The 11,178-nt window shown below is 67.1% G+C and carries 10 protein-coding genes; 7 read left to right on the top strand and 3 right to left on the bottom strand.

Going from position 1 to position 11,178, the window contains the following annotated elements:
• Positions 1–533: KUP/HAK/KT family potassium transporter (locus LH128_RS09105; protein WP_202196471.1), on the top strand; the 533-nt coding region annotated here is incomplete at its 5' end.
• A gap of 103 nt (positions 534–636) precedes the next feature.
• Positions 637–1,752 (top strand): TonB family protein, encoded by a 1,116-nt coding sequence (locus tag LH128_RS09100; protein WP_008829324.1) that lies wholly within the window; start codon positions 637–639, stop codon positions 1,750–1,752.
• Positions 1,753–1,824: 72 nt separating this feature from the next.
• On the opposite strand, the gene LH128_RS09095 is transcribed toward LH128_RS09100, so the two are convergent.
• Positions 1,825–2,490: an extensin family protein gene (locus LH128_RS09095; protein WP_008829323.1), complete on the bottom strand. Its 666-nt coding sequence runs from the start codon at positions 2,488–2,490 to the stop codon at positions 1,825–1,827.
• Positions 2,491–2,699: 209 nt separating this feature from the next.
• On the opposite strand from LH128_RS09095, the gene LH128_RS09090 reads away from it, so the two are divergent.
• The 3 genes from LH128_RS09090 (at position 2,700) to LH128_RS09080 (ending at position 6,661) form a co-directional block, all read left to right on the top strand.
• A complete protein-coding gene (locus LH128_RS09090; protein WP_008829322.1) occupies positions 2,700–3,845 on the top strand; it encodes a phosphoserine transaminase in 1,146 nt (381 codons plus the stop codon).
• A 185-nt stretch (positions 3,846–4,030) separates the two neighbouring features.
• A complete protein-coding gene (gene serA / locus LH128_RS09085) occupies positions 4,031–5,614 on the top strand; it encodes a phosphoglycerate dehydrogenase (protein WP_008829321.1) in 1,584 nt (527 codons plus the stop codon).
• Between the two features lie 138 nt (positions 5,615–5,752).
• Positions 5,753–6,661: a bifunctional helix-turn-helix transcriptional regulator/GNAT family N-acetyltransferase gene (locus LH128_RS09080; RefSeq protein ID WP_008829320.1), complete on the top strand. Its 909-nt coding sequence runs from the start codon at positions 5,753–5,755 to the stop codon at positions 6,659–6,661.
• A 4-nt stretch (positions 6,662–6,665) separates the two neighbouring features.
• Here the strand turns inward: LH128_RS09080 and LH128_RS09075 are convergent, their stop codons facing one another.
• Complete coding sequence (locus LH128_RS09075) at positions 6,666–7,406, bottom strand: EF-hand domain-containing protein (RefSeq protein ID WP_008829319.1); 741 nt, start codon at positions 7,404–7,406, stop codon at positions 6,666–6,668.
• A gap of 158 nt (positions 7,407–7,564) precedes the next feature.
• Between LH128_RS09075 and LH128_RS09070 the strand changes: the two genes are divergently transcribed.
• Positions 7,565–8,689, top strand: coding sequence for an ATP phosphoribosyltransferase regulatory subunit (locus tag LH128_RS09070; RefSeq protein ID WP_008829318.1), 1,125 nt, complete (start codon positions 7,565–7,567; stop codon positions 8,687–8,689).
• On the opposite strand, the gene LH128_RS09065 is transcribed toward LH128_RS09070, so the two are convergent.
• A complete protein-coding gene (locus LH128_RS09065; protein WP_155986141.1) occupies positions 8,686–9,549 on the bottom strand; it encodes an alpha/beta hydrolase in 864 nt (287 codons plus the stop codon). The genes LH128_RS09070 and LH128_RS09065 overlap by 4 nt on opposite strands.
• A 237-nt stretch (positions 9,550–9,786) precedes the next feature.
• Here LH128_RS09065 and LH128_RS09060 point away from each other — a divergent pair, with 237 nt between their 5' ends.
• Positions 9,787–11,076, top strand: coding sequence for an adenylosuccinate synthase (locus tag LH128_RS09060; RefSeq protein ID WP_008829316.1), 1,290 nt, complete (start codon positions 9,787–9,789; stop codon positions 11,074–11,076).
• The last annotated feature ends 102 nt before the right edge of the window (positions 11,077–11,178 follow it).

Here is an 11,178-nt window from a genome sequence, read left to right as displayed (position 1 = left end):
GCCTGATGCGCGACCGCATGACCGAGGCCGCGCTGCCGCTCAACGTCTTCGCCAAGAGCGCCCACGGCAGCGCCGCGCGGGTGCCGGGCACGGCGATCTTCATGGCCTCCAGCAACATGGGCGTGCCTTCGGCGCTGCTCCACAACATCAAGCACAACAAGGTGCTGCACGAGCGCGTCGTCGTGCTGACGGTGGAAGTGCAGGACGGCCCCTATGTGGAGCCGGAGGACCGCTTCACCGTCGTCGATCTGGGGCAGGGGTTCTATCGCCTGACGCTGCGCTACGGCTTCATGGAGGAGACCGACATTCCCGCCGCGCTGGCGCATGCGCCGATGTGCGGCGGCCCGTTCGAGATGATGAAGACCAGCTTCTTCCTCTCGCGCCAGACGCTGGTACCCTCGGAGAAGCCCGGCATGGCGATCTGGCGCGAAAAGCTGTTCGCGTGGATGATGCGCAATGCGGCGAGCGCGATGGAGTTCTTCCGCCTGCCGACGAACCGCGTGGTGGAACTGGGCAGCCAGCTGGAAATTTGATGCATCGACTTCGGCGCCCAACCGGATCGATTGTGGCGCCGATCTGTCCTTGTCCTGTCTTGGCAACGTGTTAGCCTGAAATCTCCGGATATGGAGATCGGGCATGGTGGCGGTTGCTCTGGCAGTTCTGATGGCGGTGGCGGCGCCTCCTGCGGTCCCTCCGCCGCCGGCCGTCGCCGATGAATTCCGCCGTTCGAGCGAACGCGGCCTTGCCGCCTGGACTCCCGGGGAGGTGCGCTGTGATGGCGGCGCTCTCGTCTCCGGCGCGCCGCTGCGCCGTCCGCTGAACACCATCGGCTGGCGCGGGCCGAACGCGCAGCAGTCGGTGACGCTGCGTTTCGACATCGACGCCAGTGGCCGACCGGTCTCGATCACGCGCGGGGATGCCCGCTTCGTGCCCAACGACGACATCGCGCCCGCGCTCGCCGCCAGTCGGTTCCCGTCCAAGGCGCACAGCGCCTGCTCGGTGACGTATGCTGTCGCGGTCGCGCCTTTCGCTACCGCCGCGGTGCCCGATCTGGTGTCCTACACGGTGACGCCGCTGAACGGGCGGCTGCCGCTGCCGGGCTGGGAGCGCATCCGCGAAGGTGGCAACTGCGCCGACGCCCCGCGCCCGCAGCCGCTGGTGCGCGCGCTCCCGGATTTCGCGAAGCTGCCCGGCACCCCCGGCATGAAGGAATGGGCGCTGGTGACGTACGACACCGATGCGGGCGGCAAGCCGGTGAACGTGCGGATCGGGACCGGCACCGGCAATAAGGCGCTCGACGCGGCGGCGGTCAAGGCGATGCGCGAATCGCGCTTCACCGGCGGTGCGCGCAAGGGGTGCTCCTATCCTTACTGGCGCCAGCCCGAAGTGCTGGCCGCGCCGCCGATGCCGGAAAAGAGCGCCTTTCCGGCGGGCGACAAGTGCCCGGCCGGACAGGACTGGGCGAGCCAGCCGGTGCTGCGATTCCCGCAGGCCTACAACCGCCGCCGGATCGAGGGCTGGGCGGTCGTCAGCTACGACATCGCGCCGTGGGGCGCGGTGGGGAATGCCAAGGTACTGGCCGCGCAGCCTTCCGACGACTTCGGGCGGCAGGCGCTGCAGGTGATCCAGTCGGCCAAAGCGGCGCCCTCGCAGGAAGGGCGCAGCGGCTGCATCGAACGCATCCGTTTCGCGATCCATCCCGAAGCGGGCGACAGCGACGATGCGCCCGATCCGATCATCCTCGGCGGCTGAGCCCCGTTCCTCCCGGGAACCTCACCTTCCGTCATTGCTTCGCTGCGCTCGCAATGACGAATGGGCGCGTCGTCAGCGGCAGAAATCCGCGCCGTCCGCCTCAAGATGGAAATGGTTCTCGTGCGCGGCGTTGTAACCGGGGCCCAGCGTCGTGCCGAAGCGCTTGCAGGCGCTGTCGTGGACCACGCGCAGGAAGCGGCGTTCGGCGGGCGTGCCGCCGTTCCAGCCGGCCAGCACGGTGATGCGCCGTCCGTCGCCAAGGACGAAGCCCGAGACGTCGATGGCATTGGCACTGGCATGACCCGACCGGCGTGAAGTGCCCGCGACGTTGCGGCACGAATAACTGCCGAACGTCTCTATCTTTACCAGTCGGCTGCCGAGGATCTGCTGCGCCGCGCGGTCCACGCCGTAGCGTGCCCAGCCCGCAAAGGCCGTCGATGTTGCGCAAGTCACGGGGCCGAGCCCGGAAACGGTCACCGTGGCGTCGTCTGTGTTGAGCGCGGCCAGCTTGACCGTCCCCACCGTGGAGCAGGCGCTGCCGTACCAGCGATCCTCGACCGGGGTGAATACGGCCTGCTGTGCGCTGAGAGTCGACAGGCACTGCCGCAGTTCGGGGCGCGGCGGCGAGGGTCGGGGGCGACTCGCCGTGTGATTCGGCCGTCGGTTCGAAGGCGCCGGACGGTCGATGCACCCGCTGAGCATGGCAAGCAGGGGGAGGGTGAACAAAATTCTGCGCATGGGTCCAAGCTCTTGGGGGGAGTGCCTTAACCTGCGCTTATCCGTGCCTTACACGGCGGCAGGGCGCCATATGCATGCGACCGTTTTACACAGTGAACTGACCGCCCTTTGGCCTGCAAGACGATTGACATCCCCGTGGGTGCCACTAGGAGCGGCTCCGGGCCACGCGGTCCCAACGCCGCGCGTGCTCTCTGTAAGGAGAGTCAGAAATGACTGATTTGATTGCCGTTCCTGCGCGTAAACCTGCTCGTCCGCAGTTCTCTTCCGGACCTTGCGCCAAGCCGCCCGGCTATTCGCCCGAAAAGCTCGCCACCGAATCGCTGGGTCGTTCGCACCGTGCGAAGATCGGCAAGACTCGCCTCGCCTACTGCATCGACCTGATGCGCGAAGTGCTGCAGCTGCCCGACACCCACCGCATCGGCATCGTCCCCGGTTCAGACACCGGCGCCTTCGAGATGGCCATGTGGACCATGCTCGGCCAGCGCGCCGTGACCACGGTTGCCTGGGAGAGCTTCGGCGAAGGCTGGGTGACGGACGCTGCCAAGCAGCTCAAGCTCGATCCCACCGTGATCCGCGCCGACTACGGCCAGCTGCCTGACCTCACCCAGATCGATTTCAGCACCGATGTGCTGTTCACCTGGAACGGCACCACCTCGGGCGTCCGCGTTCCCAACGCCGACTTCATCCCCGCCGACCGTGAGGGCCTGACTTTCGCCGACTCGACCTCGGCGGTGTTCGCCTACGACATCGACTGGTCGAAGATCGACGTCGCCACCTTCTCCTGGCAGAAGGTTCTGGGCGGCGAGGGCGGTCACGGCGTCCTCATCCTCGGCCCCCGCGCGGTCGAGCGTCTGGAAACCTACACCCCCGCATGGCCGCTGCCGAAGGTGTTCCGCCTCGTTTCCAAGGGCAAGCTCGCTGAGGGCGTGTTCAAGGGCGAGACGATCAACACCCCCTCGATGCTCGCTGTCGAGGATGCGATCTTCGCGCTGGAATGGTCGAAGTCGCTGGGCGGTCTCAAGGGACTGCAGGCCCGTTCGGACGCCAACGCCGCTGCGCTGGGCAAGATCGTCGCCGAGCGTGACTGGCTCGGCCACCTCGCGGTGGACGAGGCGACCCGTTCGAAGACCTCGGTCTGCCTGACCGTCGAAGGTGCCGACGCCGACTTCATCAAGAAGTTCGCCGCCCTGCTCGAAAAGCAGGACGCCGCCTACGACGTCGCCGGATACCGCGATGCCCCTGCGGGCCTGCGCATCTGGTGCGGCGCCACGGTCGATACTCAGGACATCGAGGATCTCGGTCCCTGGCTCGACTGGGCCTACGCCACCGTCAAGGCCGAACAGGTCGCAGCGTAATAACACCGTCGTCATCCCCGCGAAAGCGGGGACCCAACTGATGCTGTTTCAGGTTGCACCGTCATCAGCTGGGTTCCCGCCTTCGCGGGAATGACGGGGATCTTGCTGCGCGACCGAGTTTCACTCAGCGATTTTTCACTCCGCCATGGCCATGCATTTTCGGCCAGCGTGAAGGAACACATTCCATGACCAAGCCCAAAGTCCTCATTTCCGACAAGATGGACCCCAACGCCGCCCGCATCTTCGAGGAGATGGGCTGCCACGTCGACGTCATCACCGGCGAGAACCCGGAACAGCAGATCGCCCGCATCGGTGAATACGATGGCCTCGCCATCCGTTCGTCGACCAAGGTGACCAAGGAAATGCTGGCCGCCGCCAAGAACCTCAAGGTCATCGGCCGCGCCGGCATCGGCGTCGACAACGTCGATATCCCGGCTGCCTCGGCGCAGGGCGTCGTGGTGATGAACACGCCGTTCGGCAACTCGATCACCACTGCCGAGCACGCCATCGCCCTGATGTTCGCACTCGCCCGCCAGCTGCCCGAGGCGAACGCCCAGACGCAGGCCGGCACCTGGCCGAAGAACGGCTTCATGGGGGTCGAAGTCACCGGCAAGACGCTCGGCCTCATCGGCGCCGGCAACATCGGCTCGATCGTCGCCAGCCGCGCGCTGGGCCTGCGCATGAAGGTCGTCGCCTTCGACCCGTTCCTTACCCCTGAGCGCGCCGTGGAAATGGGCGTCGAGAAGGCGGACCTCGAAACGCTGCTGGCCAAGGCGGACTTCATCACGCTGCACACGCCGCTGACCGACCAGACCCGCAACATCCTCTCGGCCGAGAACCTCGCCAAGACCAAGAAGGGCGTTCGCATCATCAACTGCGCACGCGGCGGTCTGGTGGACGAAGCCGCGCTGAAGGCGGGCCTCGATTCGGGCCACATCGCGGGCGCCGCGCTCGACGTGTTCCAGACCGAGCCGGCCAAGGAATCGCCGCTGTTCGGCACCCCGAACTTCATCTGCACCCCGCATCTGGGCGCATCGACCACCGAAGCACAGGTCAACGTGGCGCTCCAGGTGGCCGAGCAGATGGCCGACTACCTCGTCAACGGCGGTGTCACCAATGCGCTCAACATGCCCTCGCTGAGCGCCGAGGAAGCCCCGAAGCTCAAGCCCTACATGAAGCTGGCCGAAGTGCTGGGTTCGATGGTCGGCCAGCTGACCGTGGACTCGGTTCCGCGCATCTCGATCCACGTCGAGGGCGCCGCTGCCGAACTGAACCAGAAGCCGATCACCGCCGCCGTCCTCGCCGGTTTCCTGCGCGTGCAGTCGGCCACGGTGAACATGGTCAACGCCCCGTTCCTGGCCAAGGAGCGCGGCCTTGAAGTGCGCGAAGTGAAGACCGAGCGCGAGGGCGACTACCACACCCTGATCCGCGTTTCGGTGAAGACCGAAGCGGGCGAGCGTTCGGTGGCCGGCACGCTGTTCAACAACGTCGAGCCGCGCCTCGTCGAGATGTTCGGCATCAAGGTCGAGGCCGAGCTGGACGGCTCGATGCTCTATATCGTCAACGAGGACGCGCCGGGCTTCATCGGCCGCATCGGCACGCTGCTGGGTGAGAACGCGATCAACATCGGCACCTTCAACCTCGGTCGCCGCGCGGCTGGCGGCGAAGCGGTGCTGTTGCTCTCGGTGGACGGCGATCTCTCGGCCGGACTGCTGGAGCAGGCGCGTGCGCTGCCGGGCGTGAAGACCGTCAAGGCGCTGACGTTCTAAGCTGACGCTTTAACAAGCTCCCAACGAAAAGGGGTCGGTGCCTTGCGGCATCGGCCCCTTTCTCGTTCGGGAGGCGTCGTTCGTCTCGCACTTCTCGATATTGTTGACTAAGTCAACATAATCGATCAAGGCTGGCGCTTGAACCAGGCCATCGACGCGATCCGCACCTTCAACCGCTTCTTCACCCGGCACGTCGGCGCCATCGACGCGCGCTTTCTCGACACCGATGCGAACCTGCCGGAAGCGCGCCTCCTGTTCGAGATCGCACGGCTGGGGCCGGTGCTGGCGAATGTCCTGCAGGCCGAACTGGGCCTCGATCGCGGTTACCTCAGCCGGATGATCGCCCGGTTCGAGGAACGGGGCTGGGTCGCGCGCGACCGGCTCGACAGTGATGCGCGCGCCCGCCCGATCCGGCTCACGCAGGCGGGGCAGGCGGCGTTCGAGGAGATCGACGGGCGCCAGCGCGATGCTGTCGCGCACGATCTGGAACGCCTGAGCGCGACCGAGCGCGACGATCTGGTGCAGGCGCTGACGCGGGCGCGGCTGCTGCTGGATCGCCAGGCGCCCGATGCCTTCACGATCCGCGACGCGCGGGTCGGCGAAGTCAGTCAGGTGGCGGCCCGTCAGTCGGTGCTCTACGCCGAAAGCCACAGTTGGGGGCATGGGCTCGAAGTGGTGGAGGCGGAAACCACTGCAGCGTTCCTGCGAAACTCCGATGCGGAGCGAGAGCGCTGCTGGGTCGCGGATCTGGGCGGGGTCATGGCCGGCGCGGTGTTCCTTACCGACGAGGGGGAAGGCACCGCTCGGCTGCGCCTGCTCCACGTCGAGCCTTTCGCGCGGCGGCGGGGCATCGGCGACGCGCTGGTCGCCGGCTGCCTCGATTTCGCGCGGGAGCAGGGCTACCGGCAGGTGGTGCTATGGACGCATACCGTGCTCGAAGCCGCGCGCCGCATCTATGCGCGCAACGGCTTCGAGTGCATCGACACTCAGGTTCACCATACGTTCGGCGAACCGGTTCAGGGCGAGACCTGGCGCGCGCTGCTCTGACGGATCAGCGTGGCGGCGGGCCGCCCATCGGGCCGGGACCGCCGGGACCGCGCATGCGCTCCCCGTCCTTGCCCTTGGGGCGCAGTTCTTCCATCGACAGGTAGCCGTCGTGGTCGGTGTCCGCCGTGTCGAACAGCTTGCCTTCGTAGGCCAGCAGTTCCTCCAGCGAGACGCCTGCGTCGTAATTGGTGTTGGCGCGGGCGATGACGGTGCCGCTGAGGGGCTCGATCAACCGCGCGAGTGCGCGATCTTCGCCGACGTCGGGCATGACTGCCTCGACGATCGGGCCGCTTCGGTCACCGGTCGCGGCATCGTCGCTGGTGGCGGCAGAGCCCATCTTGCTCTGCCACGCGCTGAATTCCGCCATGGAGATCGAGCCGTTGCGGTCGGCGTCGATTGCGGCGAAGCGTTCCTTGATGATGACTGCGCGTCGCGCCTCGACGAGCGCGTGCAATTCGTCGAGTGTTACGGTGCTGTCGCGGTTGGTGTCGGCGTCGCGGAACATGTCGGTGACGATCTTGTCGAAGCGTGCGCGCTTGATCGGCTTAGGCGGCTGAGGGGGACGAGCACCGCCGCCGCCGGGAGGGCCTCCGCCGCCCATGTCGTCTCCCCCCATGCCACCGCCACCCATTCCGGCGCCGCCCATGCCGCCGTCCATGCCTCCCATGCCCTGGGCAAGGGCTGGCGGAGCCAGTGTCATCAGCAGTACGGCCAGAAGCGGGGTAATCGTGCGGGCAGGGCTCATGGTTGCGCCTTCGTTGATTGAAACAGGATGCGTCCCGCCAGACGCCTGGGTTCGACTTAGCGGCTGGACCTTCCGGAGCCGATGGAAAATTCGTCGCCAATCGTCGCAAATTTGTACATTCGACAACCGCGCTTCGGCGGGCTAAGGGCGCGGGCATTATGCAGGAAAACGACCGCGATCTTCTGCCCGAGGGCTTGGGCGACCGTCTGCCGCAGCAGGCATGGGCATCCCAGACGGTGCGCCGCGCCGCGCATGACGTTCTTGCGAGTCACGGCTACGCGCGCGTCGAAACGCCGGTGCTGGAGTTCGAAAAGGCGCTGGCGCACCGCATGGCGGGCGTTCAGGTGCGCCGCATGTTCCGCTTCGTCGATCCGGTCTCGATGCGGATGCTGGCCCTGCGGTCCGACATCACCGCGCAAGTCGCGCGCATCGCCGCGACCGGCCTTGCGCAGGCGCCGCGGCCGCTGCGGCTGTCCTATTCGGGGCAGGTGGTGACGATCAAGGGCGACGGCCTCGATCCGGCGCGTGAGCGCCTGCAGCTGGGCGCGGAACTCGTCGGCGCCGATTCGACCGAAGCGGTGGCCGAGATCGTCGAACTGGCGATCGAGGCGCTGCGCGCGGCGGGCGCGACGGGCGTTTCGGTGGACTTCACCCTCCCCGACCTCGTCGATACGCTGAGCGCAGGGGCACTGCCGCTGCCCTCCATGAACATCGAGGCGGTGCGCCAGATGCTCGACGCCAAGGACGCAGGCGGGCTGGTCGATGCGGGCGGTGAAGCCTATCTGCCTTTGCTCTACGCCGTCGGGCCGTTCGACAGCGCGATCGAGCAACTGGCAGCCTTTGATGTCGGCGGTGTACTCGCCAGCCGCATTGCCGCGCTGCGGGCGATCGCCGCGCGGGTCGGCGGCAAGGCGCGGCTGACGCTCGATCCGTCCGAGCGCCATGGCTTCGAGTATCAGTCCTGGTTCGGTTTCACGATCTACGCCGATGGCGTGCCGGGCAGTCTTGGGCGTGGTGGCACCTATTCGATCCTTGGTCAGACCGGCCGCAATCCGGAATCCGCGACGGGCTTCTCGCTCTATCCCGATCCGCTGATCGAGAGCCTGTCCGCCGCTGCGGGCGAAGAGCGCCGCCTGTTCCTCCCGCTCGGCCATGACCGCGAGGTCGCCAGTCGTCAGCGGGCGATCGGCTGGGTGACCGTGGCCGCGCTCTCAGAAGCGGACGATGCGCTGGCGCTGGGCTGCTCGCACAAGCTGGAAGGCGGCGAGGCGGTCGCGCTTTAGCCGAACACCCGGGCGAGCCAGCGATCGACCACGCCGGTCGCGGCATAGTCCGGATTGCCCAGTTCGCGGTTGATCTGAATGTGCCCCGGCAATCCGCGTCCGGGGAAGCCTTCGCGCTCGACCTTTGTGCCCGCCTTGCGCAGCGCCGCTTCCAGTTCCTGGGCTTGCCGCACGCCGTCGGCGCGCTGGACGTGGAGCAGCAGGAATTGCGGCGCATTGGGCGCGGCCGCCTGCAAGGTGGGCGAAAGCGCGCGCTGGCGCGACGGATCGGTTCCGAAGGCTTGCCGATATGCACCGCCCATCAGCCGCTCGGCGTCCTGCATCTGCGCGGGGACGTCGTAGGCGGCGCCGTCGATCGGGATCACGCCGCGAATGTCGGAGTAGGCCAGTCCGGCCTTGCGCAGATACCGCGGATCGGTGCCGACCAGCGCCACCAGATGCGCGCCTGCGCTGTGCCCCATCAGCACGACCTTGCCGCGCGCGATGCCTAGCGAATCCGCCTGTTTGAGCAGGGCCGCGAGCGCATCGGCAACATCCTGCGCCTGCTGCTCCACGGTCGCGTCCGGGACTAGCCGGTAGTTGACGCTGGCGAAGGCGTAGCCCTCGCCGGTGTAGTGCGCGACCTTGTAGCGGCCGGTGGCGCTGTCCTTGTCGCCGCGCTTCCAGCCACCGCCGTGAACGAAGACGACCAGTGGGGAAGGCTTTTTGCGCGCGGCCCCGTTCTGAGTTCCTGGCCAGAAATCGAGCGTCTGCAGCGCTCCGGTGCCGTAACTCAGCGTTTCCGTTCGCTGCTGCGCGAGGGCGGGCGTAGCTACCGCTAGCAGCAGGGCACCGATCGTGATCATTGGGGTTTTCTTCATGGTCGCATGCTCCCGTGATATGTCTGCAGGGTCGCAGGCCGGAGCGGGCAGGGGCAAGTCGCCAAGTGTAATGAAGAGTAACCCGTTCGTGCCGGTGACCCTTGACTACCGCCCCCCCTTGCCCTTAGGGGCCCGACCGAAAAAGCCGGGGCCTCCTGCCCCACCGTAAATCCGTATCGTCGAGTCCTGTCGAAGGGCGATACCGGATCCACCGTGGCAGGGTGGAGGAGCATATCCATGGCAAATGTTACCGTGATCGGTGCCCAGTGGGGCGATGAGGGCAAGGGCAAGATCGTCGACTGGCTCGCCAGCCGTGCGGACGCAGTGGTGCGTTTTCAGGGCGGCCACAACGCGGGCCACACGCTCGTCGTCGGCGAACAGGTCTACAAGCTGAGCCTGCTGCCTTCGGGCATCGTCACCGGCACGCTTTCGATCATCGGCAATGGCGTCGTGCTCGATCCGTGGCACCTCAAGTCCGAAGTCGAGAAGCTGCGCGGGCAGGGCGTCGAGATCAATCCCGAGAACTTCGCGATCGCGGACAACTGCCCGCTGATCCTGCCGGTCCACCGCGAGTTGGACGGCCTGCGTGAAGCGGCTGCCGGTGCGGGCAAGATCGGCACCACCGGTCGCGGCATCGGCCCGGCGTATGAAGACAAGGTCGGTCGCCGTGCGATCCGCGTCTGCGATCTGGCGCACCTCGATGCGCTGGAGCCGCAGCTCGATCGCCTCTGCGCGCACCACGACGCGCTGCGCGCCGGTTTCGGTCAGCCCCCGATCGACCGCGAGGCGCTGCTCAACGAACTGCGCGAGATCGCGCCTTTCGTGCTGCAGTTCGCCCAGCCGGTGTGGAAGCGCCTTAACAAAGTCCGCAAGGCCGGTGCGCGCATCCTGTTCGAAGGCGCGCAGGGCGTGCTGCTCGACGTCGATCACGGTACGTATCCCTTCGTCACCAGCTCCAACACCGTGTCGGGCACCGCAGCCAGCGGTTCGGGCCTCGGCCCCTCGGCCACCGGCTTCGTGCTGGGCATCGTCAAGGCCTACACCACCCGCGTCGGCTCCGGCCCGTTCCCGACCGAGTTGGAGGACGAGACCGGCCAGCGTCTGGGTGAGCGCGGCCATGAATTCGGCACCGTCACCGGCCGCAAGCGCCGCTGCGGCTGGTTCGACGCGGTGCTGACGCGCCAGTCCTGTGCGATCTCGGGCGTCACCGGCATCGCCCTCACCAAAGTCGACGTGCTGGACGGCATGGACAAGGTGAAGATCTGCACCGGCTACCGCCTGCACGGCAAGGTGCTGGATTACTACCCGAGCCACGCCGCCGATCAGGCCGCGGTCGAGCCGATCTACGAGGAAATGGACGGCTGGCAGGGCACCACCGCCGGTGCCCGTTCGTGGGCGGACCTCCCCGCGCAGGCGATCAAGTACATCCAGCGCGTCCAGGAACTGATCGAGACGCCGGTGGCGCTCGTCTCCACCAGCCCCGAGCGCGAGGACACCATCCTCGTGCGCGATCCTTTCGTGGATTGATGATGATGCGGGGCGTCCTGAGGTTCGCCCCGCTGCTTCTGCTGCTGGGCGCCACCGAGGCGCCCCGGCCTTTGAAACTGCCTGACATCGACATGATCCGCG

Origin of the sequence: Sphingomonas sp. LH128 (genome assembly GCF_000293195.2) — a bacterium.
Classification (GTDB): Bacteria; Pseudomonadota; Alphaproteobacteria; order Sphingomonadales; family Sphingomonadaceae; genus Novosphingobium; species Novosphingobium resinovorum_A.
Note: the sequence above shows the minus strand (reverse complement) of the source record. Positions and strands in the feature narration are given on the sequence as shown.